Here is a 21,057-nt window from a genome sequence, read left to right on the forward strand (position 1 = left end):
TCCATGCCTGACCTGCTTGACCGCTACCCGCTGACGGCGGGCACTTATCACGAACTGCTCGACGACAGCGGCGCGGTGCGCCCGCACTGGCGTCGGTTGTTCGACCAATTGCAACGCAGCACACCAACGCAATTGGTGCAGCGTCAGGCGCTGCTGACCCGGCAGATCCAGGAAAACGGCGTGACGTACAACGTCTACGCCGACCCCAAGGGTGCCGATCGGCCGTGGGAGCTCGATCTGCTTCCGCATGTGATTGCTGCTGATGAATGGCAACAGCTATCGGCCGGGATCGCCCAGCGGGCACGCTTGCTCAATGCTGTGCTGGCAGATTTGTACGGCCCGCAACGCTTGATCGCCGAGGGCTTGCTGCCTGCTGAGCTGGTCTTCGGTCACAACAACTTCCTCTGGCCCTGTCAGGGCATCACGCCGCCCGACGGGGCTTTTCTGCATCTGTACGCCGTGGATCTGGCACGCACGCCTGACGGTCGCTGGTGGGTGACAGCGGATCGGACGCAAGCACCGTCCGGTGCCGGTTATGCGCTGGAAAACCGCACCATCGTGTCCCGGGCCTTTCCCGAGTTGTACCGCGATTTGAAAGTGCAGCACCTGGCCGGATTCTTCCGCACGCTTCAGGAAACCCTGGCCCGTCAGGCGCCGAGTGATGATGAAGCGCCGCTGATCGTGCTGCTGACACCGGGACGTTTCAACGAAAGCTATTTTGAACATTTGTATCTGGCGCGCCAGCTCGGTTATCCACTGGTAGAGGGCGGCGACCTGACCGTCCGGGATGCCACGGTCTACCTGAAAACCTTGAGCGGACTGCGCCGGGTCCACGCGATCATGCGGCGGCTCGACGATGACTTCTGCGATCCGCTGGAGCTGCGCACCGACTCGGCCCTTGGCGTGCCAGGATTGCTGGAAGCGGTACGCCAAGGGCGGGTGCTGGTGGCCAATGCCCTCGGCAGTGGTGTGCTGGAGTCACCGGGATTGTTGGGCTTCCTGCCGAGGATCAATCAATTCCTGTTCGGCGAAGAACTGATTCTGCCCTCCATCGCGACCTGGTGGTGCGGTGAAGCACCGGTGCTGGCTCAGGCCCTGGAAAAATTGCCGGAGTTGTTGATCAAACCGGCTTTCCCATCACAGAGCTTCACGCCAGTATTTGGCCGTGATTTGAGTGAAAAACAGCGTCAGGAGCTGGCCGAGCGCATGCAGGCCCGGCCTTACGCCTATGTCGCGCAAGAATTGGCTCAGCTCTCTCAAGCCCCGATCTGGCAGGCTGAAGACGGTCATCTGCAACCTCGGGCTATTGGCATGCGCGTGTACGCCGTGGCCAGCCGTGAGGGTTATCGGGTTCTGCCCGGCGGCCTTACCCGGGTTGCCGCCGAGGCTGACGCCGAAGTAGTGTCGATGCAGCGTGGTGGCGCGAGCAAAGACACCTGGGTGCTGGGGGATCGTCCGCCGAGCGGTGAGCAATGGAAAACCCAGCGTACGATCGGTGTGCACGACCTGGTAAGACGTGATCCGTACCTGCCGTCGCGGGTGGTGGAAAACCTGTTCTGGTTCGGCCGTTACTGCGAGCGCTGCGATGACAGCGCGCGGCTGCTGCGAATCATGCTGGCGCGGTATGTCGATGGCGATGACCCGCAAGCCCTGGGGGCGGCGGTCGATCTGGGCGAACGATTGATGTTGTTGCCCGATGAAGGCGAGTTGCCGGAGCGTTTGCTGGCGGCATTGCTCGGCGACGACTGGTCGTTCAGCCTGCGCTCCAACCTGCAACGTTTGCAGTGGGCGGCATCGCAAGTGCGCGGCAAGCTCTCGCGGGAAAACTGGCAAGCGCTGGTGGAGTTGCAGCGCGAGGCCATGGAGCTGGAAGCCGAAGAGCCAGATTTCGGCGAATTGCTGGATTTCCTCAACCGTTTGGTGATGTCCCTGGCGGCGTTATCCGGTTTCGCCCTCGACGACATGACCCGGGACGAAGGCTGGCGATTCCTGATGATCGGCCGCCGGATCGAACGTCTGCAATTTCTCAGCGCCAGCCTGGCGGCATTTCTGCGCGGTGCCGGTGCTTTCGATCAGGCCGGACTGGAATGGCTGCTGGAGCTGGGCAACAGCAGCATCACTTACCGTTCGCGGTATCTGGCGGTGGCGCAACTGATCCCGGTGCTTGACCTGTTGCTGCTCGACGAGCAGAACCCCCATGCCGTGCTGTTTCAGTTGAAACTGGTGACTCGTACCTTGAAACGCTTGAATGACGACTTCGGTGTGCCTCGCGAAGCGGGCTTGCCGCAGTTGGTGGAACGCTTGGCACAGTTCAATCTGGGATGCCTGGAGAACTCATTGTTCGGCGAAGCCAGCGTTCGGGCGGCCATTGAGGGGCTGGCCGACCTGTTGCAAGAAATCGCCGACGCCAGCGGGCAAGTTTCGGATCGTCTGGCCTTGCGCCATTTCGCCCACGTCGATGACGTCAGCCAGCGCACGGTGTCCGTTTGATGAGCGCCCATTACCAGATTCTCCACGACACCCATTATCACTACGACAGCCCGGTCTCTCTGGCTCAGCAGCTCGCGCACCTGTGGCCGCGGTCGTGTGCCTGGCAGCGCTGCACCGAGCAGCAACTGCAGATCAGTCCCGACCCGACTTCGCGCCGCGATGAGCTGGATGTGTTTGGTAATCCGCTGACCCGGTTGGCGTTCGAGCGGCCGCACGATGAATTGCTGGTCAACGCCCGGCTCACCGTCGAAGTGCTGGCCCGGCCGGCTCTGGATTTCAATCAATCCCCCGCGTGGGAAGAAACCCGCAACGCGCTGACCTACAGCAGTCAGCCGCTTTCCCCCGAATTGCTGGAAGCGTGTCGTTACCGGTTCGAATCACCCTACGTGCATTTGAAGCGCAACTTCGTCGAGTTTTCCGAAAGCTGTTTTCCTCCGGGTCGGCCGCTGCTGTTGGGGGTTCAGGCGCTGATGGAGAAGATTTTCAGCGAATTCACCTTCGACGCTGAAGCGACCCAAGTGGCGACGCCGCTGGTGGAAGTGCTGGAGCGCCGGCGCGGTGTTTGTCAGGACTTCGCTCACCTGATGCTCGCGTGTGTGCGCTCCCGAGGGTTGGCGGCGCGGTACATCAGTGGCTACCTGCTGACCCAGCCACCACCGGGCCAGCCGCGACTGATCGGCGCCGATGCGTCTCATGCGTGGGTTTCAGTGTTTTGCCCGGTGCTTGGTTGGGTGGATTTCGATCCGACCAATAACGTGCAGCCGGCGCTGGAACACATCACCTTGGCCTGGGGCCGGGATTTTTCCGATGTCTCGCCGCTGCGTGGGGTGATTCTTGGGGGCGGCAGCCATGATCCCGAGGTTCGGGTGACGGTGATGCCTTTGGATGAACGTCGTTCGTGATTGCGGGGGATTTGTGAGGGTCAGCAACATCGTTGCTGACCCTGGACACAGATCCGGTGGGCCTGATCAGATCATCGGGCCCTGAGGGTCTCAGGCGTCGGGCGCCTGATCTTTCGGTGCTTCAACATCATCTTCTGCGGCCACTTCACCTTCTGCATCCGGGTTCAGTGCGGCGGCTTCTTCTTCAGCTGTAGCTTTCTTGCGCTGAAGCTTTTCCTCTTTCTTCTGCTCCTTGGCCAAGTCTCTCTGACGTTTGGCGAAGGAATAATTGGGTTTAGCCATGGGCGATCCTCTGGGGTCGAAGGTGAGGTTGAGCGGCGCGTATTCTGCCCTGTATCGATGCCCAGCCGTTAGCTGGGTTTTTGCTCGAGCCACTTTGGCACCACTGTCGGCTGCCAGGCGTCGAGTGCATCGAGCAGGGTTTGCGGCGATTCGCTCACTTGCAGCATGTCACGGTGCGGTTCCCGAACGAAGCCTTCGCCGACGATATGATCGAGAAAAGACGTCAATTTGCTGTAGAAACCGTTCACTTCCAGCAGCCCCAGCGGTTTGCCGTGGTAGCCGAGCTGGCCCCAGGTCCAGACTTCGAACAGTTCTTCCAGTGTGCCCAGGCCGCCGGGCAGGGCGATAAAGGCGTCACTGAGCTCGGCCATCCGCGCCTTGCGCGCATGCATGCCGTCGACCACTTCCAGACGAGTCAGGCCGCTGTGACCGATTTCCTTGTCTTTGAGGCTTTGCGGGATGATCCCGATCACTTCACCGCCGGCCGCCAGCGCAGCATCGGCGACGATGCCCATCAGCCCGACGGCACCGCCGCCATAGACCAGAGTCAGCTTACGCTCGGCCAATGCTCGCCCCAAGGCGACAGCCGCTTCACGATAAGCCGGGTTGGTGCCAGTGCTGGCACCGCAAAATACACAAACGGACGCTAAAGACATGCCTTACTCCATGGTCAGGATGGCCACAGAGTAAAGGCAGGCACGCGGCGTTCCAAGGTCTACACTTCGCGTTCAGGTGTTTCAAAGGTTCCGCTGGCGCCACAGGCGTAGGCGGCGAGCAAACTGCGCAACAGGCTGTTAAGGGACATGACTGACGCTCCAGATGGGTGAGTACGACCTGATGATAGGGCCGCACCAGACGTCTGGCTGGTAGATTGTTTCGATAGGTGTCATAGCCCGAAAGTTGTATACAATTTTTGATTCAGGTCATAGGAACTTGCGAAGTTTTCAGGCAGTCTTCTGTCCATTCGCACTTTTGTTAACCCTGCCTTGGAGATTCACCATGTTTGCCAAACTTGTTGCGGTATCCCTGCTGACACTGGCCAGCAGCCAATTGATGGCTGCTGAATGCAAGGTCACTGTCGATTCGACTGATCAAATGTCCTTCGATACCAAGGAAATCAGCATCGACAAGAGCTGCAAGACGTTCACCGTGGAGCTGAAACACTCCGGCAACCTGCCGAAAAACGTCATGGGTCATAACTGGGTGCTGAGTAAAGAGGCTGATATGCAGCCGATCGCCACCGCGGGCCTGGCCGCAGGCATCGAAAAGAACTACCTGCCGGAAGGTGACGCGCGCATCATCGCCCACACCAAAATCATCGGCGCCAAGGAAACCGACTCGGTGACCTTCGACGTATCGAAGCTCGATGCTGCCGAGAAGTACGGTTTTTTCTGCTCGTTCCCTGGCCACATCTCGATGATGAAAGGCACTGTTGTCCTGAAGTAATCGAATCCTTCTCATAAAAAAAGCGTCCACATGGACGCTTTTTTTGTGCCTGTCTGTTCGCTCAATCAAGGCGCGAACGGCATCACTCGCTTGTGATGAGTCTTTTTATACGTGTCACAAATGATCTTGAACGCTTCCTCACGCACCGGTTCGCCGTGCAGGAACGCGTCGATCTCGGCGTAGGTCACGCCGTGGGACGCTTCGTCCGGTTTGCCGGGCGACAGGTCTTCAAGGTCGGCCGTCGGGATTTTTTCCACCAGCGACTCCGGCGCGCCAAAGCTGCGGGCGATGTTCCGGACCTGGTTTTTTACCAGACCGCTCAGTGGCGCCAGGTCGCAAGCGCCGTCACCGAACTTGGTGAAGAAGCCCATCACCGCTTCCGCCGCGTGGTCGGTGCCGATCACCAGGCCCTGGGCTGCACCGGCGATGGTGTATTGGGCGACCATGCGCATCCGCGCCTTGGTGTTGCCGAGCACGAAATCCACCGAGACCGCGTGCTTGCCTTCGAAGGCCGCTACTTCACTGGCCAGGGCTTTGACCGCCGGGCCGATGTTCACGGTGTGGCGCTCGTCCGGGGCGATGAAATCCACCGAAGCCTGGGCGTCGTGTTCGTCAAACTGGGTTTCGTACGGCAAACGCACAGCGATGAACTTGTAGCTGTTGTCGCCTGTGCGTGTGCGCAGTTCGCGCATCGCACGCTGGGCCAACAGGCCGGCGGTCAGGGAGTCGACGCCGCCGCTGATGCCGAGTACCAGGGTCTTGAGCCCGGAGTTGACCAGGCAGTCCTGGATGAAGGTAATCCGCCGGGCGACTTCAGCCTCGAGGGCGGCCTGGTCGGCGAACGGCGGCTGGACCTTGAGCTGTTCAGCAATCTCACGCTGTTCGGCTTGCATGAATTCACTCCTTGCTAGATGTGCTTGATGTGCTGGAAAGGGCGGCAGGTACTTTGAAAACGTGTCGCAAATAGGCGACGAAATTCGGGTCTTTGCAGTGAGTCTTGCCAGGCTCATCGGAAATCTTTGCCACGGGCTGGCCGTTGCAGGCGGCCATTTTAAGCACGATGCTCATCGGTTCAACACCCGGAATATCGCACGTCAGGTTGGTGCCGATGCCAAAGCTGACATTGATCCGACCGCGCAGCGCCCGAAAAATCTCCAGGGATTTTGGCAGCGTCAGGCTGTCGGAGAACACCAGCGTCTTGCTCATCGGGTCGATGCCGAGCTTGTGGTAATGGGCAATGGCCTTTTCCGCCCAGAGCACCGGATCACCGGAATCATGGCGCAGGCCGTCAAACAGCTTGGCGAAGTACAGGTCGAAATCGCTGAGAAAGGCATCGGTGGTGATGCAGTCGGTGAGGGCGATCCCCAACAGGCCACGGTACTCGCGGACCCAGCAATCGAGGGCGGCAATCTGACTGTCGATCAGCCGCGGGCCGAGTTGTTGGTGGGCCATGATCCATTCGTGGGCCATGGTGCCCAACGGCTTCATGTCCAGCTCCCGTGAAAGGTGCACGTTGCTGGTGCCGACAAAACGACCGGGGAAATCGTGCTTGAGCACGTTCACCACTTCTTCCTGCACGCGGTACGAGAAGCGACGGCGAGTGCCGAAATCGGCGACCTGCAACTCGGACAATTCCTCCGCGCTGGCGTTGGCGGTGAGCCAGTCGAACTTGCGGTAGAGCTGCTCGCGCGCCTGTTCCAGGACGATCTCACGGTAGCGATAGCGGTTGCGCACTTCGCTGACGATGGACAGAAGCGGTACTTCGAACAGGATCACGTGCAGCCATGGCCCGCGCAGGCGGATGAACAGCTCGCCGTTTTCGATACCGGTGTGGACGTAGCGCAGATTGAAGCGGAATAACCCGAGAAAACGCAGGAAATCCGGCTTCATGAAGCTGATGCGCTCCATGAAGCTCAACTGGTCGGCGCTCAGGCTCAATTCGGCAAGGCGCTCGATCTGGAAGCGGATTTCCGCCAGATACGGGCGCAAATCTTCACTGTTACGGCAACGAAACTCCCATTCGACTTCCACGTTCGGGTAGTTGTGCAGCACCGCCTGCATCATCGTCAGTTTGTAGAAGTCGGTGTCGAGCAGGTTCTGCACGATGCGATCGCCAAACACGCTCTCGCTCATAACGGGGTTCTCCAGGCTGGCCGCGGCCCGTGGCAGCGACGTTGCAGCTGTTTCAATGAATGGGGCTAGTGGCGCATATCAGTGGTGAGGATTGCCAGTGTTTTTTGTGGATGACGTCCTCAAGGTGTCGCAGGGCTATCAATCTGCTCCAGCATCCACTTCACAAAATCCCGCACTTTTGGCACTTCCGCCGAATGCTCCGGGTACGCCAGGTAATAGGCATCGGTGCTCGGCATCGCGTGCTGCCAGGGTATGACCAGTTTGCCGTCGGCCAATTCCTCTTCCACCAGAAACCGCGGCAACAGCGCTACACCGCAGCCGACCTGGGCTGCACGGATGCACATGTAAAAGGTTTCGAAACGCGGGCCGTGGTAGCTGTGTTCGGTGTGGTAGCCCTGACTGTCGAACCAGTCGTGCCAGGCCTGCGGCCGGGAGGCGTTTTGCAGCAGGACCAGGTCGGTGAGTTGCGTAGGATCGGTGAACGGCGTGTCCGGCAGACTACCCGGTGCGCAGACCGGCACCAGCTCTTCGCCGAACAGCTTCAGGCATTCAGTGCCGGGGCGTGAGCCCTGGCCGAAGTAGAACGCCAGGTCGCTGCGACCTTGCAGCAGATCGTCGGCTTCCTGTTCGCTGCACAGGTCCAGATGGATCGAGGGATGGCGCAGACGCCAGCCTTTCAAGCGTGGCACTAGCCAGCGCGCGCCGAAGGTCGGAGGCGTCGAGACGCGCAGGACTTCGGTTTCACCGCCGTAGGAGCGCAGGTAGTGGGTCGACATCTCGACCTGCGTGAGGATTTTTCTTACCTCCACCAGATACAAATCACCGGCCGGGGTCATTTGCAGGCGACGGCGTACCCGGCGGAACAACAGGTGCTGCAGCAATTCTTCGAGTTGCGCGACCTGTTTGCTGACAGCACTCTGGGTCAGGTTCAGCTCTTCAGCCGCCCGGGTGAAGCTCAAATGCCGGGTCACGGCTTCAAAACACTGCAGCGCGGTGATCGACGGCAAGTAGCGTTTATTCAGCATTGGTTGTCCTTTTTCTTGTTTCTTTCTTACCAGCAATTCGCAGCATGAATAAACGGAATGATATCTCTCTTAAAGGTCGTTTGTTGGGTAACGTCGGGAGCGCTAAAACTACAGACCTCACCAGCCGAATTAATCCGGCTGCACGTTTTCTGTTTTTCGCTTGAGGAGTGACCCATGGTTGCCGCATTGCTTGATCGTCTTGGTGTGAACCCGGCCCTGTACCAGAACGGCAAAGTGCCGGTGCATTCGCCGATCGATGGCAGCCAGATCGCCGCCGTGAACTGGGAAGGCGCCGCTGAAGTCGAGCAGCACATCAGTCGTGCAGATCATGCGTTCGAATTGTGGCGCAAGGTCCCGGCCCCACGCCGTGGCGAACTGGTCCGCCAACTGGGCGATATTCTGCGTGAATACAAGGCCGACCTTGGCGAGCTGGTGTCCTGGGAAGCCGGCAAGATCACTCAGGAAGGTCTGGGTGAAGTTCAGGAAATGATCGACATCTGCGATTTCGCCGTCGGCCTGTCCCGTCAGCTGTACGGTTTGACCATCGCTTCCGAGCGTCCTGGCCACCACATGCGCGAAACCTGGCACCCCCTGGGCGTCGTTGGCGTCATCAGTGCGTTCAACTTCCCGGTTGCGGTCTGGGCCTGGAACACCGCGCTGGCGCTGGTCTGCGGTAACCCGGTGATCTGGAAACCGTCGGAGAAAACCCCGCTGACCGCCCTGGCCTGCCAGGCGCTGTTCGACCGCGTACTGAAGAACTTCAGCGACGCGCCGCCGCACCTGAGCCAAGTCATCATCGGCGGTCGCGATGCCGGCGAAGCCCTGGTCGATGACCCGCGTGTCGCGCTGATCAGCGCCACCGGCAGCACCCGCATGGGCCGCGAAGTGGCGCCGAAAATCGCCGCACGTTTCGCTCGCAGCATTCTGGAACTGGGCGGCAACAACGCAATGATCCTCGGCCCAAGCGCCGACCTGGACATGGCCGTACGAGCCATCCTGTTTAGCGCCGTCGGCACTGCCGGTCAGCGTTGCACCACGTTGCGTCGCCTGATTGCCCATGAATCGGTGAAAGAAGAAATCGTCACCCGCCTGAAAGCCGCTTACTCCAAAGTGCGTATTGGCAACCCGCTGGAAGGCAACCTGATCGGTCCGCTGATCGACAGGCACAGCTTCGAAAACATGCAGGACGCGCTTGAACAGGCCTTGAGCGAAGGCGGCCGGGTGTTCGGCGGCAAGCGTCAACTGGAAGACAAATTCCCTAACGCTTATTACGTCTCGCCGGCCATCGTTGAAATGCCGGAGCAGAGCGATGTGGTTTGCCACGAAACCTTCGCGCCGATTCTGTACGTGGTCGGTTACAAGGATTTCGACGAAGCGCTGCGCCTGAACAACGCCGTGCCACAAGGCCTGTCGTCGTGCATCTTCACCACTGACGTGCGTGAAGCCGAGCAGTTCATGTCGGCGGTGGGCAGCGACTGCGGTATCGCCAACGTCAACATTGGCCCGAGCGGCGCGGAAATCGGCGGGGCGTTTGGCGGTGAGAAAGAAACGGGCGGCGGTCGTGAATCCGGTTCCGATGCATGGCGCGGCTACATGCGCCGTCAGACCAACACCGTGAACTATTCGCTGGAATTGCCGTTGGCTCAGGGCATTACGTTCGACTGAGGTTTGAGTCAAACGGAGATCCCCTGTGGGCGCGGGCTTTTGTGGCGAGGGGATTTAGCGAATCGTCGCCGCCCCGTTGGACTGCGCAGCAGTCCCATTATTAGGGGCCGCTTCGCAGCCCAACGGGGCGGCGACGATTCGCTAAATCCCCTCGCCACATAGATCATCCACATTCAATGAATGTTTTTGTTAGGTTTCTGTTGGAGTCTGGCAATGCCGTTACGCGAAGAGTGTCTGTGGGAAAAACTGACGCCGCAAAGGCCTGACAACGCGGCGCTCAAGGGCGAAGTCACGGTCGATGTCTGCGTCATCGGCGCCGGTTTCACCGGTCTGTCGGCGGCGGTGCATCTGCTGGAAAAAGGCAAAAGTGTCTGTGTACTGGAGGCCCATCGCGCTGGTCATGGCGGTTCGGGGCGCAACGTCGGGCTGGTCAATGCCGGGATGTGGATTCCACCGGACGAGATCGAAGCCGGTTTCGGCGTGGCGGTCGGCAGTCAGCTCAATCGCATGCTCGGTGCGGCACCGTCCCTGGTGTTCAGCCTTGTGGATAAGTACAACATCGATTGCCAGTTACGCCGCGAAGGCACGCTGCACATGGCGCACAACGCCCGTGGCGAGGCGGACTTGCGCAGTCGTGAAGAACAATGGAAACGTCGCGGCGCGCCGGTGGAACTGCTGACCGGTCAAGCCTGCGAACAAGCGACGGGTACCAAAAAGATTGCCGCTGCGCTGCTCGATCGACGTGCCGGCACGATCAATCCAATGGCTTACACGTCGGGGCTGGCCAAAGCAGCCATCGGTCTTGGCGGTCAGTTGTTTGATCATTCCCCGGTGACCCGACTCGAACGTCAGGGCCAACGCTGGTCGGTACAAACCGCTCAAGGTTCGGTGCTTGCCGAGCAAGTCGTGATTGCCTCGAATGCTTATACCGAAGGTGACTGGACGGAATTGCGGCGTAACTTCTTCCCCGGTTATTACTATCAAGTGGCGTCGGTCCCGCTGACCGAAGAGGCCGCCCAGCAAATTCTCCCCGGTGGACAGGGTTCCTGGGACACCCGCCAGGTCCTCAGCAGTGTTCGTCGGGATAAGGATGGCCGTCTGCTGCTCGGCAGTCTCGGCAATGGCAATCAGAAACCGACCTGGTTCCTCAAAGCTTGGGCCGACCGGGTTCAGCAGCACTATTTTCCTTATCTCAAACCGGTGGAATGGGAGTGCACCTGGACCGGTTGCATCGCCTTCACCCCCGATCATTTGATGCGTTTGTTCGAGCCGGCGCCCGGTTTAGTGGCAGTCACCGGTTACAACGGCCGGGGCGTCACTACTGGCACTGTCGTCGGCAAAGCCTTTGCCGATTATCTGTGTAACGGAAATCCTCAAGCGCTGCCGATTCCCTTTGCGCCCATGCAGCCATTGGCGGGAGTGGGATTGCGCAGCTGTCTGTACGAGGCCGGATTCTCGCTGTATCACGCAGGCCAGTGCCTGCGGATCGTTATTTGATTGTTGAAATTTGTTGCTGGAAGCGGCGCTTTTTCGCGCAGCGACTAGCCTGTAAAAGGTGCGGGTTGTAGCAGTTCCGCACCAGCAGTGTGCACTTCGGTGACGCACGTTGTTACAGGCTGGTTGCACGTCGTTTAGCGCCGCGGTTGCAATGATGGCGCGCTCGGGTTGCGCCTTTAAAAATAAATGGTTTCACCTTCCGCGGTTTAGACGGTTGCACGCCCAATGAAAATGGGATCGAAACAGTCGAAATAACAATAAAGCAGCGACTTTTCTCAGAATAAAAAACCGATGGCACGGCCCTTGCTCTGAGCATTCAGGAAGTCGCAGTGCCAACTAAAAAAAAACCTTGGAGCACCACCTCATGTCCCAGACGTTTTACAAAAAAGGCTTTTTGGCCCTCGCAGTGGCAACTGCGTTGGGTGTTTCTGCGTTTGCACAGGCTGATGTGAAAATCGGCGTGGCGGGACCGATGACAGGCGCCAACGCGGCATTTGGCGAGCAGTACATGAAGGGTGCACAGGCTGCGGCCGATGCGGTCAACGCAGCGGGCGGCGTAAACGGGGAAAAAATCGTACTGGTCAAAGGCGACGACGCCTGCGAACCGAAACAGGCTGTGACGGTCGCCAAGGACCTGACCAACCAGAAAGTCGCTGGCGTAGTCGGTCACTTCTGCTCCTCCTCGACCATCCCGGCCTCGGAAATCTACGACGAAGCGGGCATCATCGCGATCACTCCAGGCTCCACCAACCCACAGGTTACCGAACGCGGCCTGGCTGCCATGTTCCGTATGTGCGGTCGTGACGACCAGCAAGGCATCGTGGCCGGCGACTACATCGTCGACGTGCTCAAAGGCAAGAAAGTCGTTGTCCTGCACGACAAAGACACCTACGGCCAAGGTCTGGCGGACGCCACCAAGGCACAGCTGGTCAAGCGCGGCGTAACGCCGGTGCTGTACGAAGGCCTGACCCGCGGCGAGAAAGACTTCAGCGCCGTGGTGACCAAGATCCGTGCGGCCGGTGCCGACGTGGTCTACTTCGGCGGCTTGCACCCGGAAGCCGGTCCACTGGTTCGCCAACTGCGTGAACAAGGCCTCAAAGACGTCAAGTTCATGTCCGATGACGGCATCGTGACCGACGAACTGGTGACCACCGCCGGTGGCCCGCAGAACGTTGACGGCGTGTACATGACCTTCGGCGCCGACCCGCGCCTGCTGCCAGACAGCAAGACGGTAGTGGACGAGTTCCGCAAAAAAGGCACCGAGCCTGAAGGCTACACCCTGTACGCCTACGCTTCGGTCCAGACCCTGGCAGCTGCCTTCAATGGCGCCAAGTCCAACAAGGGCGACGACGCTGCCAAATGGCTGAAAGCCAACAAGGTCCAAACCGTGATGGGCGAGAAGACCTGGGACGCCAAGGGCGACCTGAAAGTCTCCGACTACGTGGTTTACCAGTGGGACAAGGACGGCAAATACCACCAACTGGAAAAACAGAAGTGATATGAACTGCTGATTGCCCGGCGCCTTGTGCGCCGGGCCATCAATCAACATGTCCGTGCAGTACCTGTCTTTTCTCGTAGAGCTGCACACAACCGTGTTGCGCCGGCGGCTGAACCCCGGTCCGTCGTACACGGCTTCTGTGCAGTCTCTCAAATGCGTGAGATTGCGTTATGGATGGTATTTTCCTGCAGCAACTGGTCAACGGCCTGACCCTCGGGTCGGTCTATGGCCTGATCGCCATCGGCTACACAATGGTCTATGGCATCATCGGCATGATCAACTTCGCCCACGGCGAGGTTTACATGATTTCCGCTTACCTCGCGGCGATCAGTCTGGCTCTGCTGGCTTACTTCGGTATTGAATCCTTCCCTCTGCTGATGCTCGGCACACTGGTCTTCACCATCATCGTCACGGCGGTGTATGGCTGGGTCATCGAGCGCGTCGCCTACAAACCGTTGCGTAACTCCACACGACTGGCACCGCTGATCAGCGCCATCGGTATTTCCCTGATCCTGCAAAACTATGCACAGATCGCCCAGGGCGCCCGCCAACAGGGTGTACCCACACTGCTGACCGGTGCATGGCGAGTTGAAGTCGGGACCGGCTTCGTTCAGCTCACCTACACCAAGATCTTTATTCTGATCGCCGCATTTGCCGGGATGGCCCTGCTGACCTACGTCATCAAGTACACCAAGCTCGGCCGCATGTGCCGCGCCACCCAGCAAGACCGCAAGATGGCTTCGATCCTGGGGATCAACACCGACCGTGTAATTTCCTATGTGTTCATCATCGGTGCAGCGATGGCGGCCCTGGCCGGCGTGCTGATCACCATGAACTACGGCACGTTCGACTTCTACGCAGGCTTCGTCATCGGGATCAAGGCGTTCACTGCCGCGGTACTCGGCGGGATCGGTTCGCTGCCTGGCGCCATGCTCGGCGGGATTATTCTGGGGATCTCCGAATCACTGTTCTCAGGTCTGGTGAACTCGGACTACAAAGACGTTTTCAGCTTCTCTCTGCTCGTTCTTGTTCTGGTCTTTCGGCCTCAAGGCCTGCTCGGCCGTCCTCTTGTGTCGAAGGTGTAAGCGATGTCTTCAACCACTAAAAAAACCATTGATCTCAAAAGAAGCCTGGTTGACGCGATTCTTGCCGGTCTGGTGGCCCTGATTGTGTTCGGCCCGATTGTCGGGATCGTCCTCGACGGCTACGGCTTCAACCTGGAAACGACCCGGGTGGCGTGGATTGTCGCCATCGTCATGGCCGGCCGCTTTGCCTTGAGCCTGTTCCTGCAAACCCCCAAGGGCCTGAGAATTCTCGAAGGCTTTGAAAGCACCGGCTCCGGCGTTCATGTACTGCCACCTGATTACAAAACCCGGTTGCGCTGGATCATTCCGGTGTTGATTGTCGTCGCCGTGGTGTTTCCGTTTTTCTCCAACTCCTACCTGCTGGGCGTGGTCATCCTCGGGCTGATCTACGTGCTGCTGGGCCTGGGGCTGAACATCGTGGTCGGCCTGGCCGGTCTGCTCGACCTGGGTTACGTGGCGTTCTACGCCATCGGTGCCTACGGGTTGGCGCTCGGTTACCAATACCTCGGTCTGGGCTTCTGGACGGTGCTGCCGCTGGCGGCGATCACCGCCGGCCTTGCCGGGTGCATCCTCGGTTTCCCGGTACTGCGCCTGCACGGTGACTACCTGGCGATCGTGACCCTGGGCTTCGGTGAAATCATCCGGTTGATCCTCAATAACTGGTTGTCCCTGACCGGCGGCCCAAATGGTATGGCCGCTCCGTTGCCAACCTTCTTCGGCATCGAGTTCGGCAAAAGGGCGAAAGAGGGCGGGGTGCCGTTCCATGAGTTCTTTGGCATCGCCTATAACCCGGACGTGAAGTACTACTTCATCTACGCGGTGTTGTTCCTGGTGGTTTTGGCCGTATTGCACATCAAGCACCGCTTGACCCGCATGCCGGTCGGTCGCGCCTGGGAAGCCTTGCGTGAAGACGAAATCGCTTGCCGCTCCATGGGTCTGAACCACGTACTGGTCAAACTCTCGGCGTTCACCATCGGTGCATCGACGGCCGGTCTGGCCGGCGTGTTCTTCGCCACCTACCAAGGCTTCGTCAACCCGACCTCGTTCACCTTTTTCGAATCGGCATTGATCCTCGCCATCGTGGTTCTCGGCGGCATGGGCTCGACCATTGGCGTGGTGATTGCGGCCTTCGTGCTGACTGTCGCCCCGGAACTGCTGCGTGGTTTCGCGGAATATCGCGTGCTGCTGTTCGGTATCCTGATGGTGTTGATGATGATCTGGCGACCGCGCGGCCTGATTCGGATCAGCCGTACCGGTGTGACCCCGCGTAAAGGAGTAGCGCCATGAGCGAAGTCGTACTCTCGGTCGAGAAGCTGATGATGCACTTCGGCGGCATCAAGGCGTTGAACGATGTCAGCCTGAAGGTCAAACGCAACTCGATCTTCGCCCTGATCGGCCCCAATGGCGCCGGCAAGACCACCGTGTTCAACTGCCTGACCGGGTTCTACAAGGCCTCGGGCGGCAAGATCGAACTCAATGTGCGTGGCGAGCAAACCAACGTTATCAAGCTGCTGGGTGAATCATTCAAACCCACCGATTTCGTCTCGCCGAAATCCTTCGCCAGTCGGATGTACTACAAGATGTTCGGCGGCACCCACCTGGTGAACCGTGCCGGCCTGGCGCGGACGTTCCAGAACATTCGCCTGTTCAAGGAAATGTCGGTGCTGGAAAACCTGCTGGTGGCCCAACACATGTGGGTCAACCGCAGCATGCTGGCCGGGATCCTCAACACCAAGGGTTATCGCAAAGCCGAAAGCGATGCGCTGGATCACGCGTTCTACTGGCTGGAAGTGGTGGACCTGGTGGACTGCGCCAACCGTCTGGCCGGTGAGCTGTCCTATGGTCAGCAACGTCGTCTGGAAATCGCCCGGGCCATGTGCACCCGGCCGCAGATCATCTGTCTCGACGAGCCGGCCGCCGGCCTCAACCCTCAGGAAACCGAAGCGCTGAGCGCGATGATCCGGCTGCTGCGCGACGAGCACGATCTGACCGTGGTGCTGATCGAACACGACATGGGCATGGTAATGAGCATTTCCGACCACATCGTAGTGCTGGACCACGGCATCGTCATCGCCGAGGGCGGGCCTGATGCGATTCGTAACGATCCGAAAGTGATTGCGGCCTACCTGGGCGCCGATGAAGAGGAAGTGGTGCTATGAGCCAACCCATCCTCGAACTGAAGGATTTGGATGTGTTTTACGGGCCGATCCAGGCCCTGAAGAAAGTTTCGCTGCAGATCAATGAAGGTGAAACCGTCAGCCTGATCGGCTCCAACGGTGCCGGCAAATCGACCCTGCTGATGTCGATTTTCGGTCAGCCTCGGGCGGCGGATGGGCAGATCATCTATCAGGGTGTGGATATCACCCATAAGTCGTCCCACTACATCGCGTCCAACGGCATCGCTCAATCGCCGGAAGGACGGCGGGTGTTCCCTGACATGACCGTCGAGGAAAACCTGCTGATGGGCACCATTCCTATCGGTGACAAGTACGTCAAGGAAGACATGCAACGCATGTTCGAGTTGTTCCCGCGACTCGAAGAGCGGCGCACCCAGCGGGCGATGACCATGTCCGGCGGCGAGCAGCAAATGCTCGCCATCGCACGTGCCCTGATGAGCCGGCCGAAACTGTTGCTGCTGGACGAGCCGAGCCTGGGTCTGGCGCCGATTGTGGTGAAACAGATCTTCGCGACCCTGCGGGAACTGGCCAAAACCGGCATGACGATCTTCCTGGTAGAGCAGAACGCCAACCACGCCCTCAAGCTGTCGGATCGGGCGTATGTGATGGTCAACGGCGAGATCCGCATCACAGGCACCGGCAAGGAACTGCTGGTTAACGAGGAAGTGCGTAACGCTTATCTCGGCGGCCACTAAACAGCTGATCGCATAAAAAACGCCCTGACGAATCCACGTCAGGGCGTTTTTTTATGCCGGTCGTAAAGCTTTTTTGAAATTGTGGAAAACAATATTCACAAGCTCTTAAAGCGCGACATAAAGCCGCTGCAAATAGTTGTTTTGTCACGGTTTTGACTTGTCCCCGTTTGCTGTGGAGCTGGCTGTGAATAACGTGGGAGTAGCTGGCTGAAAGCCTTTGAAACCGTGGCTTGCAGAGTTGTGGTTGTTTTTTGATCAGGCGTTTTTGCGGGACCGCGAGCGGGCTTTGTCAACCTTTTTGTTGGTGACGAAAACGGACCGAAATGGAGTGGGGCTGCCTGTGGATAAGTCTGTGGTTAAACTCTGGAAAGACTCGGCTGAAGGCCGTAGTTACTGGCTTGGCGCCATCGTCGGTATGACCGGTCAATCGTGCAAAATGCCATGGGCTACACAGCCGGCGTTCCAGGGTCAAGCAAAAAAATTTCCAATTTGCCCGCAAAGCCTTGTGCACAGCGGCTTACAGCTTTTCCACTTGCCCCCGGAAACTGTGGACCGGTCTGTGGATAAGGTGCGCGCACATGGCTGAAAGCCACGGCAGGTAAGGCGCGGCAACGTTTGATCGTTTTTTGTACAGCTCGTAAGGTAGTTGCCGCTGTGGGCAAGGCCGGGCATGCTGGCTGCTGATTTTCTATTCCAGTGGCTGCCGATCAGCCGAAGCAAGGAGAACACGATGTCCAACACCCTGTTTATTACCGGCGCGACCTCCGGTTTTGGTGAAGCCTGCGCCCGTCGTTTTGCCGAAGCCGGCTGGAAACTGGTGCTGACCGGCCGTCGTGAAGAGCGCCTCAATGCGCTGTGCGCCGAGTTGTCGAAGCAGACCGAGGTCCATGGCCTGGTGCTCGACGTGCGTGATCGCAAGGCCATGGAGGAGGCGATTGCCAACCTGCCGCCGTCCTTCGCCAAACTGCGCGGGCTGATCAACAACGCCGGGCTGGCCCTGGGTGTTGACCCGGCGCCCAAGTGCGACCTCGACGATTGGGACACCATGGTCGACACCAACATCAAAGGCCTGATGTACAGCACTCGTCTGTTGTTGCCCCGCCTGATCGCTCACGGTCGTGGCGCCGGCATCGTCAACCTCGGCTCCATCGCCGGCAACTACCCGTACCCGGGCAGCCATGTGTATGGCGCGAGCAAGGCGTTCGTCAAACAGTTCTCCCTGAACCTGCGCTGCGACCTGCAAGGTACGGGCGTGCGGGTCAGCAATATCGAGCCGGGCCTGTGCGAAAGCGAGTTCTCACTGGTGCGTTTCGCCGGTGACCAGGAGCGTTACAACGCGACCTACGCCGGTGCCGAGCCGATCCAGCCGCAAGACATCGCCGACACCATTTTCTGGGTGCTCAATGCCCCGGCGCACATCAACATCAACAGCCTGGAGCTGATGCCGGTGAGCCAGACGTGGAGCGGGTTTGCGATTGAGCGTAATGCCAAGGCTTAAGGCCGCGTAACGGCTATCGCGGGCAAGCCACGCTCCCACAGGATTTGTGTTGAATCGCCATTTCGCGAACGACACAAACCCTGTGGGAACGAGCTTGCTCGCGATAGCGATCTATCAATCAGCGAAGATAATCGGCCAGCCCGCGATAACACGTGGCCAAGTGATAAGGCGTGGTCGACGGCATGTCCCGACGGGTCACATCCCCGTTCTCATCACGACACTCATACCAGCCCCCCGCATGCAGGGAACGCTGCTGCAGCGCCTGCAATTGGCGCAGCACCACGGCTTCGCTGTCTGGCCGCAAGGTCAGGGCGCGCAGGTATTCAGCCTGAGCCCAGATTCGCTGTGTAGCGTCCCGAGGTGGGCCGTTCGGTTCCAGGTCAAGCATGGCCCGCACGGCGCCGGTCTGTTGATCGACACCCAGCTGTTCGGTGAACGCAAAGGCGCGTTCCAGAGAAGCATGCAGTGTCGAACCGCGCAGTAGCGAAGACGATTCCAGCAGGAAATACCACTCGAACTGATGCCCCGGTTCAAACCAGTTATCCACAGCACCCAGCGGTTTCTCCATCAACACACTGTGTTGCGGGTCGATAAATCTCTTCTGCATGGCTGTGCACAACTCGACGAGTGCATCTTGCACGGCGAGGTCTTTGCGCACCGACAGCGTGGCGAGGAAGGCTTCGGCCAAGTGCATCAGGGGATTTTGCAGCGGCCCGGACTCGAGCGACGACCAGTCACGGTCGAGGCTGGCTTCGTACAGGCCGTCGCCCGTGGCAAAGCGCTGCGCGACCACTTCCAGTACGGCGTTGAGCACCGATTCCACCAGCGGCTCGCGGACTTTGTCCCAGTAATGGGCGCAGGCGAACAGGATGAAGGCGTGGGTGTAGAGGTCTTTGCGCTGATCCAGGGGCGCGCCCTGCGGGTCGACGCTGTAGAACCAGCCGCCATGCTCGGCATCATGGAAATGCTGCTGCAAGGAACGGAACAGCGCTGCGGCGCGCTCTTCGGCGGCCGGTACCTGACCGATCAGGCTGGAAAACAGGTAAAGCTGCCGCGCGCAGGCCATGGCCCGGTAGCGTTGGGGCGGCAGCGGTTGATGCTCGGCGTCCAGCGCCTCATAGGGCAGCGCCATGTCGGCATTCCAGCCGGGGCCTTGCCAGAGTGGCACGATCACGTCCTGGAAGTGCTGTTGCACCGAGGCAAACAGAGCGGTCAATTCAGGCTGGGAGGCAGAGCGGGAAACAGGCGGCATTGGCTGGCGTCGTCACGGCAGGGTTGATTGCGCGACATGTTAGCAGAGAGAACGCGTCGATCGTTCCCATGCTCCGCGTGGGAATGCCTCATTGGACGCTCCGCGTCCGCTTGGAAAGGGACGCGGAGCGTCCTGGGCTGCATTCCCACGCAGAGCGTGGGAACGATCTTTGGGCATTTAGCCTGCCAGCAACCACACGCCAGTCGCCGCCGAAGCTGCGCCCGCCAGTCGAACCAACGGCGCCGATGCTTGCGGCAACAACCGCACTGCCGCATAACCCAATCCATGCAACGCAGCCGTCGCGGCTACAAAACCCGCCGCATACGCCCAAGGGCTCGACATCTGCGGCAACTCCAGCCCGTGCGCCACCCCGTGAAACAACGCAAACAAAGCGGTTGCCGCAACGGCCAGGCTCAACGGCGGGCGCACGGCCAAAGCCACCGCCAGACCCAGCGCCAGTACCGACGCCGCAATCCCGCTCTCCAGCGCCGGCAGGTTCAGCCCTTCAAACCCCAGCAACCCGCCGATCAGCATGATGCCGACGAATGTGCTCGGCAGCGCCCAGCGTGCAGCGCCTTTCTGTTGTGCCGCCCACAAACCGACCGCAACCATCGCCAACAAGTGATCGAGGCCCCCGATCGGGTGGCTGATGCCCGCGATCAAACCGTTGTCGCCATGCCCCGGGTGGGCGAAGGCGATGGCCGGGGTCAGCAGCAGGGCCATGGCGCCCAGAATGCGTGTAAGTGTCATGGATAAGCTTCCTTGTTGATAAAAGTTGATCGTGTTCACGCCGCTGTCAGCAGGCCCTGGCGTTCGATGAAGGCGATGATTTCTTCCAGGCCGAGGCCGGTTTTCTGGTTGCTGAAAACGAATGGCTTGCCGTTGCGCATGCGCTTGGTGTCGCTGTCCATCAGTTCCAGCGACGCACCCACCAATGGCGCGAGGTCGATCTTGTTGATCACCAGCAAGTCGGATTTGCAGATCCCCGGCCCACCCTTGCGCGGCAGCTTGTCGCCGGCCGAGACGTCGATCACGTAGATGGTCAGGTCGGACAGTTCAGGGCTGAAGGTGGCGGACAGGTTGTCGCCACCGGATTCCACAAGAATCAGGTCCAGCCCCGGAAAGCGACGGTTCAGTTGATCCACAGCTTCGAGGTTGATCGAGGCGTCTTCGCGAATTGCTGTGTGCGGGCAGCCGCCGGTTTCCACGCCGATGATCCGCTCCGGCGCCAATGCTTCGTTGCGCACCAGAAAGTCGGCGTCTTCACGGGTGTAGATGTCGTTGGTGACCACCGCCAGGTTGTAGCGGTCGCGCAGCGCCAGGCACAGGGCCAAAGTCAGTGCGGTTTTGCCGGAACCGACCGGGCCGCCGATACCGACGCGCAGAGGTTGTGTGTTCATGTGATTCTCCAA

At 59.6% G+C, this 21,057-nt stretch carries 19 protein-coding genes; 11 read left to right on the plus strand and 8 right to left on the minus strand.

Annotated features, from left to right (window positions below; translation table 11 throughout):
• Positions 1–3: 3 nt before the first annotated feature.
• Together ACMXYI_RS09605 and ACMXYI_RS09610 are read left to right on the plus strand one after the other, a co-directional pair.
• A complete protein-coding gene (locus ACMXYI_RS09605) occupies positions 4–2,490 on the plus strand; it encodes a circularly permuted type 2 ATP-grasp protein (RefSeq protein WP_415773037.1) in 2,487 nt (828 codons plus the stop codon).
• Positions 2,490–3,392: a transglutaminase family protein gene (locus tag ACMXYI_RS09610; RefSeq protein ID WP_415773038.1), complete on the plus strand. Its 903-nt coding sequence runs from the start codon at positions 2,490–2,492 to the stop codon at positions 3,390–3,392. Before ACMXYI_RS09605 ends, ACMXYI_RS09610 begins: the two co-directional genes overlap by 1 nt.
• A gap of 90 nt (positions 3,393–3,482) precedes the next feature.
• On the opposite strand, the gene ACMXYI_RS09615 is transcribed toward ACMXYI_RS09610, so the two are convergent.
• Together ACMXYI_RS09615 and ACMXYI_RS09620 are read right to left on the minus strand one after the other, a co-directional pair.
• Positions 3,483–3,674, minus strand: a complete 192-nt coding sequence (locus tag ACMXYI_RS09615) for a hypothetical protein (protein WP_018928487.1) — start codon at positions 3,672–3,674, stop codon at positions 3,483–3,485.
• Positions 3,675–3,742: 68 nt separating this feature from the next.
• The gene (locus ACMXYI_RS09620; protein ID WP_033055560.1) at positions 3,743–4,330 is read right to left on the minus strand and encodes a TIGR00730 family Rossman fold protein; all 588 of its coding nucleotides are present in this window, start codon (positions 4,328–4,330) and stop codon (positions 3,743–3,745) included.
• Between the two features lie 343 nt (positions 4,331–4,673).
• Between ACMXYI_RS09620 and azu the strand changes: the two genes are divergently transcribed.
• A complete protein-coding gene (azu, locus tag ACMXYI_RS09625; RefSeq protein WP_046054918.1) occupies positions 4,674–5,120 on the plus strand; it encodes an azurin in 447 nt (148 codons plus the stop codon).
• Between the two features lie 65 nt (positions 5,121–5,185).
• On the opposite strand, the gene nadE is transcribed toward azu, so the two are convergent.
• From nadE to ACMXYI_RS09640, 3 genes are all read right to left on the minus strand, one after another.
• Positions 5,186–6,013 (minus strand): ammonia-dependent NAD(+) synthetase, encoded by an 828-nt coding sequence (nadE, locus tag ACMXYI_RS09630; protein ID WP_415773039.1) that lies wholly within the window; start codon positions 6,011–6,013, stop codon positions 5,186–5,188.
• 4 nt (positions 6,014–6,017) lie between these two features.
• Positions 6,018–7,253, minus strand: coding sequence for a nicotinate phosphoribosyltransferase (gene pncB, locus ACMXYI_RS09635; protein ID WP_415773040.1), 1,236 nt, complete (start codon positions 7,251–7,253; stop codon positions 6,018–6,020).
• Between the two features lie 119 nt (positions 7,254–7,372).
• The gene (locus ACMXYI_RS09640; RefSeq protein ID WP_415773041.1) at positions 7,373–8,278 is read right to left on the minus strand and encodes a LysR family transcriptional regulator; all 906 of its coding nucleotides are present in this window, start codon (positions 8,276–8,278) and stop codon (positions 7,373–7,375) included.
• 174 nt (positions 8,279–8,452) lie between these two features.
• Here ACMXYI_RS09640 and amaB point away from each other — a divergent pair, with 174 nt between their 5' ends.
• The 8 genes from amaB to ACMXYI_RS09680 all read left to right on the plus strand — a co-directional run bounded on the left by amaB (position 8,453) and on the right by ACMXYI_RS09680 (position 18,393).
• Positions 8,453–9,943, plus strand: a complete 1,491-nt coding sequence (amaB, locus tag ACMXYI_RS09645) for an L-piperidine-6-carboxylate dehydrogenase (protein WP_415773042.1) — start codon at positions 8,453–8,455, stop codon at positions 9,941–9,943.
• A 213-nt stretch (positions 9,944–10,156) separates the two neighbouring features.
• Positions 10,157–11,440 (plus strand): L-pipecolate oxidase, encoded by a 1,284-nt coding sequence (gene amaA, locus ACMXYI_RS09650; RefSeq protein ID WP_415773043.1) that lies wholly within the window; start codon positions 10,157–10,159, stop codon positions 11,438–11,440.
• A 364-nt stretch (positions 11,441–11,804) separates the two neighbouring features.
• Positions 11,805–12,938, plus strand: coding sequence for a branched-chain amino acid ABC transporter substrate-binding protein (locus ACMXYI_RS09655; RefSeq protein ID WP_033055567.1), 1,134 nt, complete (start codon positions 11,805–11,807; stop codon positions 12,936–12,938).
• A 170-nt stretch (positions 12,939–13,108) separates the two neighbouring features.
• Positions 13,109–14,023: an ABC transporter permease subunit gene (locus ACMXYI_RS09660; RefSeq protein WP_309674883.1), complete on the plus strand. Its 915-nt coding sequence runs from the start codon at positions 13,109–13,111 to the stop codon at positions 14,021–14,023.
• 3 nt (positions 14,024–14,026) lie between these two features.
• Positions 14,027–15,310 carry a high-affinity branched-chain amino acid ABC transporter permease LivM gene (gene livM / locus ACMXYI_RS09665; RefSeq protein ID WP_415773044.1) on the plus strand — a complete coding sequence of 428 codons (1,284 nt, stop codon included), beginning with the start codon at positions 14,027–14,029 and terminating at the stop codon, positions 15,308–15,310.
• Positions 15,307–16,182 carry an ABC transporter ATP-binding protein gene (locus ACMXYI_RS09670; RefSeq protein ID WP_415758136.1) on the plus strand — a complete coding sequence of 292 codons (876 nt, stop codon included), beginning with the start codon at positions 15,307–15,309 and terminating at the stop codon, positions 16,180–16,182. Before livM ends, ACMXYI_RS09670 begins: the two co-directional genes overlap by 4 nt.
• A complete protein-coding gene (locus ACMXYI_RS09675) occupies positions 16,179–16,895 on the plus strand; it encodes an ABC transporter ATP-binding protein (protein ID WP_415773045.1) in 717 nt (238 codons plus the stop codon). Before ACMXYI_RS09670 ends, ACMXYI_RS09675 begins: the two co-directional genes overlap by 4 nt.
• A 730-nt stretch (positions 16,896–17,625) precedes the next feature.
• Entirely contained in the window at positions 17,626–18,393 is a 768-nt protein-coding gene (locus ACMXYI_RS09680) for an SDR family oxidoreductase (RefSeq protein ID WP_056746308.1), read from the plus strand.
• A 118-nt stretch (positions 18,394–18,511) separates the two neighbouring features.
• Here ACMXYI_RS09680 and ACMXYI_RS09685 read toward each other — a convergent pair whose 3' ends face one another.
• The 3 genes from ACMXYI_RS09685 to ureG all read right to left on the minus strand — a co-directional run bounded on the left by ACMXYI_RS09685 (position 18,512) and on the right by ureG (position 21,045).
• Positions 18,512–19,645 (minus strand): AGE family epimerase/isomerase, encoded by a 1,134-nt coding sequence (locus ACMXYI_RS09685; protein WP_415773046.1) that lies wholly within the window; start codon positions 19,643–19,645, stop codon positions 18,512–18,514.
• 177 nt (positions 19,646–19,822) lie between these two features.
• Positions 19,823–20,395 (minus strand): HupE/UreJ family protein, encoded by a 573-nt coding sequence (locus ACMXYI_RS09690; protein ID WP_415773047.1) that lies wholly within the window; start codon positions 20,393–20,395, stop codon positions 19,823–19,825.
• A 35-nt stretch (positions 20,396–20,430) separates the two neighbouring features.
• Entirely contained in the window at positions 20,431–21,045 is a 615-nt protein-coding gene (gene ureG, locus ACMXYI_RS09695; RefSeq protein WP_008157381.1) for an urease accessory protein UreG, read from the minus strand.
• Between the last annotated feature and the right edge of the window lie 12 nt (positions 21,046–21,057).

This window comes from Pseudomonas lyxosi, from assembly GCF_047758685.1.
GTDB lineage: Bacteria > Pseudomonadota > Gammaproteobacteria > Pseudomonadales > Pseudomonadaceae > Aquipseudomonas > Aquipseudomonas lyxosi.